The sequence below is a fragment of the Priestia sp. ST2 genome (assembly GCF_055810735.1).
Window position 1 is genome coordinate 509,085 of record NZ_JBVVNT010000002.1, and the last position, 17,519, is coordinate 526,603.

Annotated in this window: 13 protein-coding genes; 4 read left to right on the top strand and 9 right to left on the bottom strand. The window is 38.9% G+C overall.

The features are described 5' to 3' along the window. Positions 1 to 22: 22 nt before the first annotated feature. Entirely contained in the window at positions 23 to 2,170 is a 2,148-nt protein-coding gene (locus AC0KUU_RS09040; RefSeq protein ID WP_043982370.1) for a YhgE/Pip domain-containing protein, read from the bottom strand. 110 nt (positions 2,171 to 2,280) lie between these two features. Here AC0KUU_RS09040 and AC0KUU_RS09045 point away from each other — a divergent pair, with 110 nt between their 5' ends. Then, positions 2,281 to 3,456, top strand: a complete 1,176-nt coding sequence (locus AC0KUU_RS09045) for an alanyl-tRNA editing protein (RefSeq protein WP_043982368.1) — start codon at positions 2,281 to 2,283, stop codon at positions 3,454 to 3,456. A gap of 42 nt (positions 3,457 to 3,498) precedes the next feature. On the opposite strand, the gene AC0KUU_RS09050 is transcribed toward AC0KUU_RS09045, so the two are convergent. The 8 genes from AC0KUU_RS09050 to recQ all read right to left on the bottom strand — a co-directional run bounded on the left by AC0KUU_RS09050 (position 3,499) and on the right by recQ (position 15,572). Further along, positions 3,499 to 4,419 (bottom strand): 1,4-dihydroxy-2-naphthoate polyprenyltransferase, encoded by a 921-nt coding sequence (locus AC0KUU_RS09050; RefSeq protein ID WP_025752322.1) that lies wholly within the window; start codon positions 4,417 to 4,419, stop codon positions 3,499 to 3,501. A 339-nt stretch (positions 4,420 to 4,758) separates the two neighbouring features. Next, the gene (locus AC0KUU_RS09055) at positions 4,759 to 4,893 is read right to left on the bottom strand and encodes a hypothetical protein (protein WP_255293610.1); all 135 of its coding nucleotides are present in this window, start codon (positions 4,891 to 4,893) and stop codon (positions 4,759 to 4,761) included. A gap of 115 nt (positions 4,894 to 5,008) precedes the next feature. Further along, positions 5,009 to 7,621 (bottom strand): helicase-related protein, encoded by a 2,613-nt coding sequence (locus AC0KUU_RS09060; protein ID WP_043982366.1) that lies wholly within the window; start codon positions 7,619 to 7,621, stop codon positions 5,009 to 5,011. A gap of 209 nt (positions 7,622 to 7,830) precedes the next feature. After that, on the bottom strand, positions 7,831 to 9,192 hold the full coding sequence (locus tag AC0KUU_RS09065) for a purine-cytosine permease family protein (RefSeq protein ID WP_043982364.1): 1,362 nt from the start codon (positions 9,190 to 9,192) through the stop codon (positions 7,831 to 7,833). 20 nt (positions 9,193 to 9,212) lie between these two features. Continuing rightward, positions 9,213 to 10,661 (bottom strand): aldehyde dehydrogenase family protein, encoded by a 1,449-nt coding sequence (locus AC0KUU_RS09070; protein WP_043982362.1) that lies wholly within the window; start codon positions 10,659 to 10,661, stop codon positions 9,213 to 9,215. Between the two features lie 82 nt (positions 10,662 to 10,743). Continuing rightward, on the bottom strand, positions 10,744 to 11,727 hold the full coding sequence (gene speB, locus AC0KUU_RS09075) for an agmatinase (protein WP_043982360.1): 984 nt from the start codon (positions 11,725 to 11,727) through the stop codon (positions 10,744 to 10,746). Positions 11,728 to 11,945: 218 nt separating this feature from the next. Further along, positions 11,946 to 13,322, bottom strand: a complete 1,377-nt coding sequence (locus tag AC0KUU_RS09080) for a sigma-54 interaction domain-containing protein (RefSeq protein ID WP_043982358.1) — start codon at positions 13,320 to 13,322, stop codon at positions 11,946 to 11,948. Positions 13,323 to 13,436: 114 nt separating this feature from the next. After that, positions 13,437 to 15,572: a DNA helicase RecQ gene (recQ, locus tag AC0KUU_RS09085; protein WP_165575152.1), complete on the bottom strand. Its 2,136-nt coding sequence runs from the start codon at positions 15,570 to 15,572 to the stop codon at positions 13,437 to 13,439. 270 nt (positions 15,573 to 15,842) lie between these two features. On the opposite strand from recQ, the gene AC0KUU_RS09090 reads away from it, so the two are divergent. The 3 genes from AC0KUU_RS09090 (at position 15,843) to AC0KUU_RS09100 (ending at position 17,302) form a co-directional block, all read left to right on the top strand. Continuing rightward, entirely contained in the window at positions 15,843 to 16,262 is a 420-nt protein-coding gene (locus AC0KUU_RS09090) for a hypothetical protein (protein ID WP_043982354.1), read from the top strand. 336 nt (positions 16,263 to 16,598) lie between these two features. Then, positions 16,599 to 16,925, top strand: a complete 327-nt coding sequence (locus AC0KUU_RS09095) for a YflT domain-containing protein (protein WP_013056955.1) — start codon at positions 16,599 to 16,601, stop codon at positions 16,923 to 16,925. A gap of 110 nt (positions 16,926 to 17,035) precedes the next feature. Continuing rightward, positions 17,036 to 17,302, top strand: coding sequence for a hypothetical protein (locus AC0KUU_RS09100; RefSeq protein WP_230183874.1), 267 nt, complete (start codon positions 17,036 to 17,038; stop codon positions 17,300 to 17,302). Positions 17,303 to 17,519: the final 217 nt, after the last annotated feature.

The following is a 17,519-nucleotide window of genomic DNA, read 5'->3' on the forward strand; positions in this document are numbered from 1 at the left end:
TCTGAAAACCCAAAACGTTTTTTTAATGAATTAATTTACTTTCACGCGCTTTTTTTGTTAATTTTGCACTCGTTTTACTAAGGGGCTTATGAAGAAAAATGCCAACGAGCAGCACGCCAAGCCAAATGCAAAGAAGAACGGTAACGTCTTTTCTTACAATGTCCGCTAACATGCCTCCTACCACTTCTCTCATCATGCTTATTGCATAGGTAAATGGTAAAAACGGATTGATTGCTTGAAAAAAAGCAGGCACGACTTGAATCGGAAATGTACCTCCTGCAGCAGAAAGCTGAAGCACAAGTAAAACAATCGCCATCGCTTTTCCTGCATTGCCAAATATCGCAACAAGCGTATAAACAATCGTCATAAATACGAAGCTGCACAGCAAGCCTAAAAAGATAAAAGGCACTTTATCTACGACATACGTTTTGATTAAAAATAAATCCCCTAGCGTCACAATAAAAGCTTGCACGAGAGCAATAGACAAAAACGTTAAAAGTCTTCCAAGATAGACTTCATAGCTTTTGAATCGTTCTTCATCCGCTACTTCTACGCTTAAAATCGAAACTAACAGCAAAGCTCCGACCCACAAGCAAAGCGTTGTATAAAACGGCGACATAGCTGAGCCGTAGTTCGGAATCGGGTAAAGCCTTTCTTCTTTTAAAAGAACCGGCTTAGCAAAAAAGTCACTTTCTTTTTGCACATCATTCTTTAGCAAATTAATAATATCTTCAATATTTTCTTTTTGCTGAAATTCTCGTATTTTATCTGCTATATTGTGCACGTTTTGTTCAATTCGCGGAAAGTCTTTTGCTATTTTCCCAAGCTCCTGCTGTCCAAGCAAAATGCCACTGGCTGTTTTAGACAGAACGTTAGAAACATCCGGTATGCTTTTGTTAGCTTCATCAAGCAGTGAGTTTGCGCTTGCCGTTTTATCTTTCGCTTCTTTGATTGCTTGTTCAACAGCAGGCACAATCGTAGAAGAATATGAGTTCGTTAACGCATTTAATCTAGAAACAGCTTGATCGGTGCGAGAGCTGAACCTATCAAGTACGCTTTGATTGGGAACATCCCCATTCTTTGTTTGTTGCTGCAGACTGTTTACATCCGAAAGTTGCTGCTGTAAAAGCGTATTTACATCTTTTACGTCATTAATAACAGGTGAAAGAACTTTTTGTTGAGATAACGCATTTAAATCTGTAAGAAGTGTAAGAATCTCTCCTGTGTCAGCAATTTGTTTTGTTAACTGCCCTTTTAGCTGTTCCGCTGCTGCGCTGACTTCAGCCGGTGCTATATCTTTTTCCATCAGCTGATTCTTCAATTCTTGAACTCGGAGAGCTCGTTGCTGAACCCGCTGCAGCGTTTCATTGATTGTTGGCTCGGCGTTTTTTAAAATTTTATCGCTTTTAGTTAAAAAAGTGTTTAGCTGCTGAGTCATCTGTGCGCCGTCAGCTGTTAGTCTCTCTACTTCAGGAAGAGCGGCCTGAGCTTTTGATACAATGGCTCCAGCTTTTTGAGTGGTGTCATTCGCTTCATTAATTACTTTTTTGATTTCAGGAAGACGATTTTCAAGTTCAAAAATCCGTTGTTCAACTTGTTGAATGGTCGGCAAATCTCGCTGCAGTGTAATACCTAGTTCGTTAAACACTGAAAAAATGGCTCCATTCGCTGTTTTGACGAATTTTTCACTGATTTGTTGTGTTAAGCTGCTGGCTCCTTTACTTGTAATTTTAGGCGCCACTGCGTTTATTTTTTCGTTCACTTTATAAATAATGACTGGTTTTTCCAAACGATCTTGAAGAACGGTACCAAGCTTTTGTGAAAAATCTTTTGGAATAACAATACTTGCATAATAGTCACCGTGCTTTACTCCGTGATCAGCTTTTTCTTTTGAGACAAACGTCCATCCAAGCGTTTTATTTTTTTTTAACGTTGCAATAATATCTTTTCCCACGTTCACGTGCTGACCTCTTATCGTAGAACCTTCATCTTCGCTCGTTACTGCAATGGCAATACCTTCAGTCCGCCCGTATGGGTCCCAAGATGCTTTTATATTAAACCATGCGTAAAAAGACGGCAGAATCATAAGCGTCAGCACAATGATAATCATCGCCCAATTGGTGAAAATTCTTTTTAAATCCCGCGTATAAATATAAACAGTATTTTTCATATGTCCCACCCAGTTTTATTGTTACAAGTTAGCTTATCCATGTTCGAAGAAACATATTTCTGATACTATAGAAAAAGTTAGATATGGTTTTACTAGAAAGGATGATGAATATGACAGAAAGACTTTATTATAGCAATCCCTACATAAAAACATGGGAAACTGAAGTGATAGAGACGCGCTCTCTTTCGAATGGCTACGCATTAACGTTAAAACAAACCGCTTTTTATCCAGAAGGAGGCGGGCAGCCTTCTGACTACGGTAATATTGCCGGAATCGACGTGAAAGATGTGTATGAAGAAAATGGAGAAGTATATCATATCGTCGATACACTCCCTGAACAAGCGAACGTCACGTGTGAAATTGACTGGCATCGCCGCTTTGATCATATGCAACAGCACAGCGGACAGCACTTACTTTCGGCTCTATTAATCGATACATATGATATTCACACCGTTAGCTTTCACTTAGGAAGCGAAGCAGTCTCTATCGATCTGAATGTACCTCAGTTATCTCATGAGCAGTTATTACACATTGAAAAAGTTGTAAATGACGCTATTTACAGCAACCGTCACATTAAAACGTACGAAGTGAAAAAAGAAGATCTGCATACTCTTGCGCTTCGCAAAGTGCCCGACCTAGAAGACGAAGTGGTACGCATCGTGGAAATTGAAGGCATTGATGTTTCTGCCTGCTGCGGTACTCATGTGAACCAAATTGGAGAGCTCGGCCTTATTAAACTTACGAAAACAGAAAAGCAGCGCGGCAATACACGCCTCTTTTTTAAATGCGGTATGCGTGCATTAGCTGATTATCAGCAGTCTCAAGAAATCGTGGCAGAACTTAGCAATAAATTCAGCACAAGCCGTGAATTAGTTGTAGAACGCATTAAAAAATTGGAGACTGAACAAAAAGAGCTGCAAAAACAACTAGAAGAATTAAAAAATGAAAATGCAGCTTATTTAGCAAGTGAATTAGAAGCCAAAAAAGAAGGTTCATTTCTGTACCATCACTTTGAAAACCGCACATTAAAAGATGTGCAAGCTTTGACGAAGCAGCTGCTTCAAACACCTGATACGACGCTTCTTTTTGCCTTTTCAAGTGAACAAAAAGTCTTATTGGCTCACAGCGGAAGTGAAGTAAAATGCGGAGAACTTTATAAAGAGCTGCTTCCGCTTTACGATGGAAAAGGCGGCGGCGGACCAAAACAAGCTCAAGCCAGCTTTTCATCTTCTGAAAATATGAACGCATTTATTAGCGCAGTAAAAGAAAAAATAACGGGAGCATAACAAAAAGCCTGTCTTTTTTAAAGACAGGCTTTTTCCACTCAATCAGCTTACTAAATAGCCAATTAATAATCCAATTGATAAAGTAAATCCAAAAAACGTATTTGTTTGCGCAGTTGCTTTCATTGCAATAAGCTCTCCGCGTACAAATGCTTGTACGGCTTGAATTGGCTTAGGTGCACTAAGAAACACTAAGAAAATCCAAGGGCTAATATCGAAGAATACCACTAATGCAACGGTCCAAATATAGGCAATGCCAAACAAAGCAGCTAAAAATCTAATCGCATTTTTAGAACCTAATAAAATAGCTAGCGTACGACGTCCGCCTTTTGTATCTTCTTCTATATCGCGAATGTTGTTAGACAAATTAATTGCACCTACTAAAATCGCAATCGGAAGTGATACAAAGATGCTTTCAGACGTTACAGTATTCGTTTGAATAAAAAATGAAATTAACACGAACATCGCGCCCATGCAAAGACCTGAAAATAATTCTCCAAACGGCGTATACGCAATCGGAAGCGGTCCGCCCGTATACAAATAACCAATCGCCATACCTACTAATCCAACTAAAGCAAGCCACCAGCTGCTGTTTGCACATATATATACACCTAAAATAAGAGCAATTCCATAAGAAATAAGTGCTAAATTTAATACCGTTTTCGGTTTCATGCCGTGTCTGACGATGGCTCCTCCGATACCTACGGAGTCTTCTGTGTCTAACCCGCGTTTAAAATCATAGTACTCGTTAAATAAGTTCGTCGCAATTTGAATCCACAAACATGAAAAAAGCATCGCAAGAAACATCCAAACATTCACATGGCCATAAAACATGGCTAGAACTGTTCCAATTAAAACCGGTACAAACGATGCTGTTAGCGTATGAGGACGGGTTAATTGCCACAAAATCTTCCCTTTACTGTACTGCTCGACTGCAGCTTTGTTTTCTTTGTTATGACTTGTCATCATCCTCTTCCCTTCTATTACGAACCGTATCTCTATTTAAAAGTGCCGCTTTTAATATAACGAATGATAGCAAACTTACTCTAATACAATACACGTCCGCCCAACAAAAAAATCACGGAACTCTTTAAAATATAAGTTCCACTCTATATCATAATAATTTATTGCTCTTTTTACAAGATGACCGCTTATACATTTCCGATTTTTTTCTACAAAAATCTGCTTTGACGCAGAAATTCATAGGAAAAAGATAAAAAACCTTTATGAAAAAGCAGATTGAGACATAACTACATCAATCCCATCTAAAGAAGCACAAATGGGATACACGAGCTGAACTGCTTGTTACACCGCAGTTGATTTCCGTGCAAGGCTTCGCTTTCCGCGGGCGGCCGGTGAGCCTCCTCGTCGCTTGCGCTCCTGCGGGGTCTCACCTGTGCCGCTTTTCCCGCAGGAGTCTTCGCCTTGCCCTCCAATCAACTGCTAGAAGGAACGAAACACATGAAAGCTGCCTTCACAATAAAAAAGCCGAACGAATTGGATTCTCAATCAAAAATCCAACTCGTTCGGACAAGCCACTTTTTATCACTACATCTTAGTAATTAAAATCTTCGTCTCCGTGTCTTCTGCGGAATCTTTTATGAAAACACGAATCACATATGGCGTGATCATGATTCCAAGGAAGGTCTTTAGAACACGTACTGCATGTTCTTTTAAATTTTTTCATATCTTTTCTTAATACGTTATGGATTTTATCTGTAAGCTCTTCTCGGACACGCTCCCAGTAAATAGCCTCTGGCCTTCTGTCCATTCGATATAAAAATAAAAGATGCAGGCCAATCGCCTTATAAGATAGCTCTAATTTTTCCAATGAGCCTTCTATCATCCGTGGTTCAGGTAACTCTTCCCTGTTAACAATCGCATTCATGCTGGCAACCCACTGCTTTTTCAAAGAGCTTTCTTTTGCTGAAAAAGGCAGCTGCAAGTAGCCGTATAAATCAACAATGGGCATTTTCGCTTCAATCAGCGTGTCTTTTACTTCCTCATAAAGCTCACGTTCTTGTGCCAAATTTGATTTTTGTGTACCTTTTGGATTTTGAAATTTAGCCCACATGTCAAAAAACGTTCCGAGGTCATGATGATATTCTTTAAATCTTCTTAGCATATCTGAAGTAGGAGCAATTGAAAATTTGCTGATTTGCTCGTCTGTTGAAAATAACAGTTCTCTCATTTGCTTTGCATCTTTAGCGAATGCAACTTCTCCAACATTGTAGAGGCCCTTCCTTCCAGCACGGCCTGCAATCTGCTTTAACTCTTGAGAAGTCAGCAATCTCCTCTTTTGCCCGTCAAATTTCATGTTTTCTAAAAGGACAATTCGTCTAATTGGAAGATTTAATCCCATTCCAATCGCATCTGTAGACACAATGACATTTGTTTCTCTATTAATGAACTGCTCAATTTGTTTTCTTCTCGTTTCAGGCGGCATACTTCCATAAATCACGCTAACTTTGTGACCATCTTTTTCTAGCTTAGCCGCTGTCTGGAGCACTTTCTTACGCGAGAAAACAATTAAAGCATCTGCGGGTTTCACTTGTTCAATTTTGAAATTTCGAAGATCTACTTTTAAAGGTATATCTCTTTCATACTCATGAATTTCTGAGATCACACCGTCTAACATCTCTTCTAACATACTTCGAATGCTTAAACTCCCGATAACATGAACTTGTTTGGCATTAGCTCGGGTGATGGCTTTATACCATGAAAATCCCCGGTCTCGGTCTTGAATCATCTGTGCTTCATCAATTACGGTTACATCGCCATGTTCTAATTCGCTAAACATTTCTACGGTACCGGCCATATGCTGAGCGTCTTCAACAATCTTTTCTTCTTCACCTGTTTTTAACGAACAAGCAACTCCGTCTTTGTTCAGCTTTTCAAAAACTTCTAAAGCTAACAAGCGAAGCGGCGCTAAGTAACTACCCGAAGCAGCTTTTTTTAATGACTTTAATGCCGTATACGTTTTTCCTGTGTTTGTATCACCGAGATGAAGGATGTATTCGGTTTCTTTCCTTGGGTCCATTTCGTATTCTGCACCAAAAATATAATTTAACTGTCGCTGTTCTTCTTCAATCAGCTTTTTCTTTTCTTCACGTTCACGTTCTTGTTGTAACCTTCTTTCTTCCAGCTGCTGTTGATATCTCTCTTGATGTTCTTCAATCGTTAAGTTGTGATCTGAAACTTCTAGTACATCGGAAAGCTTTTCTTCTACGAGCATTCTTTTATATTCATAGACCAAATCCGATAGATCACTTCTAAGTGCTTTTATAATATCCATTCTTGTTACCGAAGCATTTGTATAAGTTTTATATTCTTCTTTAAATGAAGCAGGAAGGTCATCCATAATCATAGTTGGAATGATTTCATAAATCTTATCGGTGATAAATACCTCGTATACATCTTCATACGTTTCAAACAAGATAATCGTTGAATATCTGTCTAATTCTGAGCTTACGCCGCCGGTGAGCTCTTGAAAAAAGTCATGAACCGTTTCATAATCATGGCGTGTTAAATCACCGTTTGTTATTAATTCATCTTCAAGTTCAGTATGCGGCGCATAGTTTTCAATATACTTTGAGTTTGTTTTAATGTCTTTTGACAGCTGATGGGAAAGCTGTTCTCTTATATGTAGGTAATACAGCTCTTTATTTACTTCCAAGATAGGAGCTGCTTCTAAATTTAACTGTAATTGATACCTGGCTTTTCGATCATTAATACTTTGCTGTCTTTCTTTCTCTTTTCTTTCTTCTTCTTTTTCGGCAAATTCAGCTCTTGCTTCTCCATATAGAGATAGCCACTCCGCTTTATTGCCCTTTCCGTACTGTTTTTCTAGCCAAGAAAAAGCATCAAACTCTATACCCTTTCTTGTTTCTTTAGCAAATAACTTATCTATAGCTTGAGGTTTATACCCTTTTACCTCAAAGCCTTTCTCTGTTAAATATGACTTTCTGTTTTTTTTAGATACAGAAGAAACAACTGCTTTTCTCCACGTAGTTCCCCAGGCCTTTTTAATAAAAGAGTGCCTGTCTGTTAAATAAGTCTCAAAATCCGGACATTCGTCTTGTTCACCTAATACGCTTTTTATATCCTGTAGTAATGTATGTTTAGTTTTTTCAATGGCCCTGCTTTGAATAGCCTCTAATTCGAGCATAAAATTCTCCTTTGGAAAGTTTTCCTACATTTATTATAGGAAAGACCCCTGACAGAATCAAATACATGTTATTACTTTATTTTCAGCTCGATCAAGAACCTCTCTTTTCCCCGCTTTTGCTTATTTCTTAGCTATTTTTAACACAAAAAGCTCCTTTAAATAGGAGCTTTTTGATTATTTTTGATAATTCAGTCTATTTTAAACGTATATCAAGCATTTTTGTCGATCCCCTTTGAGTAAGGGATGGAAAGCTGTGAAAGTTTGGTTAACAATACATGCAAAACACCTGTAAATAAAAAAGCTAAGATCGTTGCGCCTGTGGCTAGCGGGTGAACGTACGTAAAATAGTAGGCAAATACAGCCCCCACTATGTAAGATACATACACATGAAGGTTAAAGCCTTTTGTATACCAGTACAGTTTATTTTGTTTTTCTAAAATAGCTGAAACGTCATAGTGTTTTCGGCGAATGATATAATAATCAACAAGAACAATCGCAATAATAGGAATAAATAAGACACCGATCATAAGCAAAAAGCTTTGAAAATTTGTCATCAACCACTCTTTTAATAAAGAACCTAGGACTGTGACAACTCCCGTAGTTAGTGCCGGTATCCAGAACCTCTGCTTTGGAAAAATAGATAAATAAGACATTGTCGCGCTATACAATACCATTACGTTGGTTGACAGCACCGATAAAAAAATTACGAGGGCAGCTACTAACCCTAACATCGGACTATATGCGCCAATTAAATTTACCGGGTCATACGTTTGCGTCATATTTCCGAGAATTGAAAAACCAGAAACCGTTGCGCCTAACCCCATCGCAATTAAAGTTGCGACGTTATACCCTAAATAAGTTCCCGCAATGCCCGTTTTTTCAGATTTACAGTTTCGGTTATAATCGCAAACAATAGGAATCCACGTAAAAGCTGTAGCTACTACAATATCAAAAGCTAACATCCCTGTAATACCAGGATTTTCGCTTGCTTTCATTTGAATTAATTTTGCTGCATCAAATTCAATAAACAAATAGCTAAACACCACGGTTGCTAAAATGACCATAAGCGTAGCTACTAATTTTTCCGTTGCTTCAATACCTTTATGTCCGTATATAGAAATAGCTACTACCAACACTTGAGTAAGAATTGTAAATAGATTGATATTGCTGTAACCGGTCAAAAAAGTAACGGCATGATTTAAACTTAGCCCTGCCATGTAAGCTTGAATCCATGCCCAGCCGATTAACGTAATAAGATTAACAGCAGCAGGAAGCATAGCACCTCTTTGTCCAAAAGCTGGTCTCATCAAAACCATGGTTGGAAGACCGGTGCGAGTTCCGATATTCCCCATCAGCACGAGCGGTATGGCGCCAACTAAAGAGCCAAGCACAATAATAAATAATGCCTTTAAAAAGGTCATATCGGGTACAAACAGCATTCCGGTAAAAACGGTCGTTACCACCACATTGGCTCCTATCCACATGGAAAATGTAGAGAAGAAGCCCATACTTCTTTTATTCATTGCAATCGGCTGCACATCATCATGGGCGAGACCACTTTTTGTTGTCATTCCTATTCCACCTTTCACTTTTATTGATACCAATTGGCTCGAGCTAGCTTGGAATTTGTATTTACATGTTTTGTTTCAGTAAAAGCAGCTAATCCTGATGGACCTAACTCCCGGCCAATGCCGCTTTCTTTAAAACCGCCCCACGCCGTTTCAATATGAGGCGTATGGTAGCCGTTGATCCAAATCGTTCCCGCTTGAAGATGTTCAGCAACTCGCTCTGCTTTCATTACATCATTCGTTAAAATTCCTGCAGCTAAACCAAATCTCGTGCCGTTGGCAAGTGCTATGGCTTCTTCTTCACTTGAAAAAGATTGAACGGTAATAACGGGACCAAATATTTCTTCTTGTACGACTTTCATATGCTGCTCCACATCGACGAGCACAGCCGGCTTTATATAGTTTCCACCTTCGCAGTCAATTAACGTTCCTCCTGTTAATAAATTCGCGCCTTCTTCTTGACCTAGCTTGATAAAATCCTGTATTTTGTTCAGATGCGCCTTGCTAATAACCGGACCCATTTCCGTTTCTTCTCTTGAGGGGTTACCAATTTTTATAGCAGCAACAGTCTCCGTAAGAGCAGAAAGAAACGGCTTATAAATAGATTCATGTACGAGTATACGCGATGAAGCTACACACACTTGCCCTTGGTTAAAAAACGACCCAAACATTGTCCAGTCTACTGCAATATCAATTTCACTGTCTTCGAAAATAAGAAGCGGAGATTTCCCTCCCAGTTCAAGCGAAACTCTTTTCATCTCTTTTGCGCACTGCTGATAAATACGTTTGCCTGTTTCTGATCCTCCTGTAAAAGAGACTTTGGCTACGTCTTTGTGTTCAACAAGGGCGCTTCCCACTTTACCGTCTCCTGTAAGTAAATTAAACACGCCTTCTGGTATACCAGCTTTTTCACATAGTGAAGCTAGCTTTAAAAAAGAAAGTGGCGTTAATTCTGACGGCTTAAACACTACTGTATTTCCAGCTGCTAAGGCAGGAGCCAGCTTCCACATACCAAGCAGCAAAGGGAAATTCCAAGGAACAATCAGCGCGCATACGCCGATAGGTTCTTGAATGATTTTACTGTTTGTATCGTCGAACATGTTCTTTGTCCACGGCTGGTTTTCTTCTATTAAATTTGCGTAATATCTTAAACAATTAATCGTATCTTCAATATCTAACTGCGCTTCTTTTATCGGTTTGCCAGTATTTAATGTTTCTGTTTCAGCGAATATACTCGCTTCATTTTCTAATAAATCTGCTAGTTTCTTAAGCACCTCTACACGCAGTGATTTATTTTTCTTCCATTCACTCTGTTCAAAAGCCTGCTTTGCTTTACCTACCGCTTCCTCTACTTGTTGAAACGACGAATCGAATACTTTCGCTATGATCTTATTGGTCGCTGGGTTGAGTATTTCTCTTTTACATGGTTTTGCTTGCTTCTTATCTACTGTTACATTTACTTGCTCGTTCATAGTCCAACACTCCCTATAGAAAACTCTTATACAAAAGTGGGAAGATCATAGTACCTTCCCACTTTTACCGCCTTGCTTATATTCAGTCGCGCGCTTGCACTAACAGCGCTGCTTCTTCTTTTGCTTTTTTTCTTAACGCGATAAGCGTGATAAATTCATAAACAATGTTCGAGGCCGCTGCTGCTGTAATTTGGCCATGGTCATAAGCTGGCAGTACTTCTACTAAATCAAACCCGACAAAATCAATATTTATTAACCCACGAACGAATTGAAGCGCATCGTCAATACTTGCACCCGATACTTCAGGCGTTCCTGTTCCCGGTGCGTAAACTGGATCTAAAAAGTCAATGTCAAACGACAAAAATACGGGTCCTTCTCCTACACGCTCATGAATAATTTCTAGCATTCTTTCAACGCCCAGTTTTTTATATTCATTTGTCGTATACAGAGCTAGACCTAAGTTCTTTGCATCTTCTAAATCTTCAATGCCGTACAGACCGCCTCGCATACCAATTTGAATCGAACGCGACACGTCAATTAGCCCTTCTTCAATTGCTCGTCTGAACACGGTACCGTGATTGTATTTTTGTTCAAAATAGCTATCCCACGTATCAGAATGAGCATCAAACTGTAAAAGCGCTACGGGTCCGTGTTTTTTCGCGATGGCACGAAGTTCACCGAGCGTCATCGAATGATCGCCGCCTAGTGAAATAGGAATAATTCCTTCATCCACAACCGGTGTTAACCCTTCTTCAATTTTTTTATATGTTTCTAAAATATATCCCGGAACCACTGCCAAATCGCCGTAGTCCACACCTGAAATGTAGTCAAAAATATTAATCTTTTGTTCTGGGTTATACGGGCGAAGCAAAATGGAGAAATCTCGAATAGCTTCCGGCCCAAAACGTGCTCCTGTTCGAAAAGATTGCCCTGAATCAAATGGAATACCCGTCACAATAAAATCCATATCTGCATTTACTTGTTCTACATACGGAAGTCTCATAAACGTTCGAGGTCCGCAAAAACGCGGAGATTCAAATGAATTTTTCGGCTGATATTTTGGCATGATTTATTCCTCCTAATGGGTTTCATTCATTAGCGCCGTATCATCATTTTAGATACTGACGCTTTTTATTTAGATACTTTTTATTAATGCAAAATGCATGCCAAATTTCATCACCCTATTTCGTGCAATTATGGACGATTTTCAATTCATAATAGAATCAAAACAAAAAAAACCGATTCAGTACTGAATCAGTTAATTCATTTTGAATTATATTTTCCTTATTTAATATTGTACTTTCGTAAACGTCTTACAACCGTAGGCTGACTGATTCCTAATGCATCTGCCATTTCATACGTCGTTTGACACTGGCGATAAGCACGAATCAGCCAGTTTTTCTCCACTTCTGCAAGTGCTTGCTGAAGCGTCATTCCCTGAGAGGTTAAAACATCTAGGGTCTCCCATTCTTCTTTTTCACTTCTGATCTTTTCTGCATGAAACGGGAGGTCTTGAGGCGAGATACTGTTTTCATCCGTTGTTAACACGAGGCGTTCAATCGTATTTTCTAGCTCGCGCACATTTCCAGGCCACGGATGTTCAACCAATTGATTTAATGCTTCTGCATGAAAAAATTTCTTCATTTTATATTTTTCATTTTGTTTATTTAACACATGATAAAGCAGTGCCGTGATGTCTTCTTTTCGCTCGCGAAGCGGAGGAATCGTAATCGGAATAACGTGCAGCCGATAAAATAAATCTTCGCGAAATGTTCCTTTTTTGACCATTTTCTCAAGCGGCTGATTTGTTGCTACAATCAGCCTGAAGTTTACGTGTTTGGCTCGTTCACTTCCAATTTTGGTGACTGTTTTTTCTTGCAGCACTTTTAACAGCTTCACTTGCATATCAACAGGGAGCTCTCCTATTTCATCTAAAAAAAGCGTACCGTTATGAGCTAATTCAAACTTTCCTATTTTCCCTTTTGTACTTGCACCTGTAAAAGAGCCTGCTTCGTATCCAAACATTTCAGATTCAAACAAACTAGCTGGAATGGCTCCGCAGTTGATTTCAATAAACGGCTCTTCTTTTCGTTCACTTCCATAGTGTAAAGCACGGGCAAAAGCCGTTTTACCAACACCCGATTCACCTAGCAACACAACCGTTGCATCGCTGTCTGCCACGCGATTAATAATGGACCATACCTTTTTCATCGATTCACTTCGTATGACCATATCATTTGACTGCTGTTCCCGAAGCTCTTCCACTTCCAGCTGATATGTTTTCATTTTCACTTCGAGCTGCTGATAATCTTCTTTTAAGCGCTGAAGCTCTGTTAAATCATGTGAAAAGCTGATTACTCTTTTCATACACTGATGTTCATCATACACGGGAATACCGGTTGCCATTACCACTTTGCCCGTTTCTGTTTTTTGCATCAGCTGTACTTCTTTCTTTTTCTTTAACACTTCAATCGTAACGGAAGGTGAAAATATCCCGCGGTCTTGCAATTCGTATACGGTTTGTCCCACTAACTCTGACACGTCATACCCGTATATATCACGGCAGTTTTGGCTTGCTCGTAAAATACACCCTTTTTCATCAGTGATAACGATATTGTCGTTAGAAGCATGCAAAATAGCTTCAAGCTCTCGTTCAATCATCTCAGTGCAGTACTCCTTTTTATTTAATCTGATTTTTCAAATATTTATACTTTCTATTTTATCAGTAAACTCGCTTATTCAATACAAAAAGCCCCTTTAATAGGAGCTTTTTGTTTAAGATAGCTGCTTCATTTTTTGTTTGAATAACGCTACTTTAATCATAAAATAAGTAATGTTTTCAGGTAATTCTTCTTTGATTGGTTTTAACTTTTCATCGCCTACTGAGGAAGCAGCTTCTAAAATAAGCTGTTCGTCCTCCTCTGAAAGAAAAGGTGACCAGTCAATTTCTTTTTCTTCTTCTGCGCATTTAAACAAATGATTTTCAATGGTAATGCGGCTCAATTCACGTTCAGCAGCAATTTCATCTAACGATTTTCCTTGCTGAAATAGCTCATACGTCATTAAGTGAGAGCCTTCTTTTGATGAAGCTCTTGCTTTTTTCGGAGCAGGTGCTGAAACTTCTCGTTTTCGGTCTGGATTTTCTTCACAAAACTGTTTGATTTCAGTAGTGAATCGTTCTCCGTATCGCTCTTGTTTTTGTTCTCCGACTCCTTTTACAGTGGCGAACTGTTCAAGCGTTACCGGAAGTTTTGAACACATATCATGAAGAGTATCGTCTGAAAAAATAACAAAAGGAGGCACGCCCGCTTCGTCTGCCAACTGCTTTCGAACGGAACGCAAATGAGCAAACAGCTCGTCGTCTTGGACAATTTGCTTCACTTCCATTTGTTCTTTTCTCATCACTTTTTCCGTACCAAGAAGCACGCCTTTTCCTTTGGCCGCTACGGATAAGGTAGGAAATGACCCTTGTCCTACTAAAATAAACTGCTCTGAAATCAAATACTCAATAAAATCGCTCACTTCTTTAGCCGACCGGTCGCTCATGACGCCGTACGTTTTCAGTTTATCAAAACCAAAATCAACTACTTTTTTATTTCGAGAACCTGTTAATACTTGAGCAATCATCATTTTACCGAAACGTTCGCCCATACGAATCATACAAGATAATACTTTTTGCGTATCGACCGTTACGTCTATTTCCACACGATCATCCGTACAGTTGCTGCAGCGCCCGCATTCATGCGCTTCACTTTCTCCAAAATAATGAAGAATATACGCTTGCAAGCAGCCTTCTGTATGACAGTAGTTCACCATACTTTGCAGCTTTTCAAGATCTTGAATCTGCTTTTTAGGATTCGACGTTGACTGTTCAATTAAAAAGCGCTGCACGCGAATATCTTGAGGTGAATAAAGCACGATACACTCACTTGGCAGCCCGTCACGACCAGCACGTCCTGCTTCTTGATAATAGCTTTCCATATTTTTCGGAAGCTGATAGTGCAGAACAAAGCGAATATTGGATTTATCGATCCCCATTCCGAAGGCAGAGGTAGCCACCATCACCTGCACATCATCTTGCAGAAAGCGGTTCTGCTCTTCATCACGGCTGTTCCCATTCATACCAGCATGGTATTTTGATACGTTAACTCCTGACTTTTGCAATCTAGCATGAAGCTCTTCAACATCTTTACGCGTAGCGGCATAGATGATTCCTGCTTCTTGGTCATTTTTACGGATATACTGCTCGATATAGCTGATTCGATCCTGACCTTTCACAACCGCAAACGATAAATTTTCACGTTCAAAGCCAGTCATCACCGTGTACTCTTCGTTAATATGAAGAGCTCGGCAAATATCTTCACGCACTTGAGGCGTCGCAGTAGCCGTCAGTCCCATCACAATCGGAGCATTAGACAGTTTGCTGATGAGTTCATTGATGCGCAAATAACTCGGTCTAAAATCATGGCCCCACTGTGAAATACAGTGCGCTTCATCTACCGCTACAAGCGGGATAGGAAGCATTTGAAGCTGTTCTAAAAACTGCGGAGACTCCAGTCGTTCCGGTGCTACATAAAGCAACTTATATTCACCAAGCGCTACTTCTTCCAAGCGCTGCTGCACCTCTGTGTGCGTCAGCGAGCTGTTGATATACGTGGCTGAAATACCAGCAGCGTTCAGCGTGTCGACTTGGTCTTTCATCAAAGAAATCAACGGAGAAATAACCAGGGTCGTACCTTCTAAAAGCAAGGAAGGAATCTGATAACAAAGCGATTTCCCTCCTCCTGTCGGCATAATACAAGCGGTATTGTGCCCTTCTAAAACATAACGAATTGACTCTTCCTGTCCTTTTCGAAACGAATCATAGCCAAAATATGACTGTAAATGTGTTAAAGCTTGTTCAAATTGCAAAATTGCGTCCTCCTTTAAAATAAGTAGAAATAGTAGTTGAGGGATTCATTAGAAGAAATTGAGACGTAGGGTTTTATTTTATCAAACCTTGGAGGAAGTTGCACAGAATTCGTTGAATTTAAGGATATAGAAAAATGATAAGCGAAAAGCCCTCAATTTATAACTCTCTTTCCTATCACAAACAGGCTTTTTATGTATGTCAGGACTCCTTTCCTAAAAATCTTTCCCCATTCCATTCTTTTTTCCTGTATACTTAAGAATAGGAAAGAGGTGCTTATCACGAGACATCCTGTAGAAACAATTTATTATTTAGAAAATCCACAGCGTAATGTTTCAACATATGCTTCCACAACTCAGTTAACGGTTGAGTCTGTTGTGAAAGATGTGTTTGGTGTTGCTTGCGTAGCAGATATTAAAATTATGCTTCAATATAATAAAGAATTCCGCAAAAGTATCAGTCAATTACACAATGCAATGGACGATGATCTTACGTTAGAAATGGTTTTTCGAGTTGCTTCAAAAGAAGATTTGCTTCGATTTAAAAAAAATTTACTTGAAAGTAGTTTAGATGACGCAGAAACATCAATAGACTGTCCATTCAGCGCAACCATTCAATTACAAGATGGTCGATATACATGGAACGAGTCTACTTCTGTTTATGAAAAACAAAAAGAACGTCTTTCATCTTAAATTTCTCTATTTTTATGTATGCAAAAAGCCTGGATCTTAGCTGTTTAAGATCTAGGCTTTTTGCAGTTTGTACTATACTTTAAAAGGTCAAAAAAAAAACGATGCAGGAAAAAGGCTAACTAAAGCTTCTTCCTGCTTATCCTTCACCAGATTCTCCTTAAAAACAAAAGCGTTTTTCCTTCTTCTATATTAGGCTTTTTAACTCAATTTCATGAAATAGGTTTTATCTCTTCCAATAACGTGTATACACAAACCAAGGAGATAAGTTACTTAAGCTTCTCTTCATTACTCAACGTATTCGAGAAAGTTGTCTATCATACAAGGAGGTTTTTGGAAATGGTAAATGTAAAAGTAGTTGAAAATGGCGTACAGGCAAAAGATACAATTGAACAATTTTTGCGTGAAGGATTTACAAAAGACGAAGTTTATTTACTTGCACACCATCAAGATCGCTCCGAGGATTTAACAGCTGCAACAAATACAAACAATATCGGTCTTTCTGAACAAGGTGTTTTTGATGCGATTGCGAATGTATTTCGTTCTCGAGGAGACGAGCTTCGTGCCAAAATGCGTTCATTAGGATTATCACAGCCGGAAGCTGAACGCTATGAAGAAGAATTAGACCACGGTAAAGTAATCGTCGTTGCATCAAAAGTTGCTTAATAAAAAAGCCCTACAGCAGGGCTTTTTTATTTTGCCTTCCTCCCTTCTTACCTTTTCATTAAAGCAGTCATTCAGACATATGATTATGAAGATAAGAGTTACTGTGAGGAGTGATATATTTGATTATAGGAATTGAGTACACAAAACGTGTGAAAAATGGATTAGTCGTTAAAAATATTCCTTACAAGATACACGATAAACCTTGTGGTGAAGGCTGCTGTAAAAATGATAAAACGATAGGCATCAGAGACAAATTAAGGGTTAATTGGCTGTTGAATGTTTTTATGCCTAGCAAAAATATAACAGTATTTGATTATAAATATTGGTCAGAGGAATTAACTTCTTTATGGAGAGAGCATAGGAGAAAAACGATATAATACACCTGCTAAAAAAACTCCTTGATAAGCAAGGAGTTTTTTTCTATTTACTTCATTTTCTAGAACCAGCATATTTATTACGCATTGCCGCAATTTTTATAACTTTAAATTTGGTGATAGTAAATGTACTGTCATCATTATAAGTTACTGCGTGAGAGGCTTTTTCTTCCACTCATCATAATCAATTTGATATGTAACATTTCTTAGCTGTGTTTAT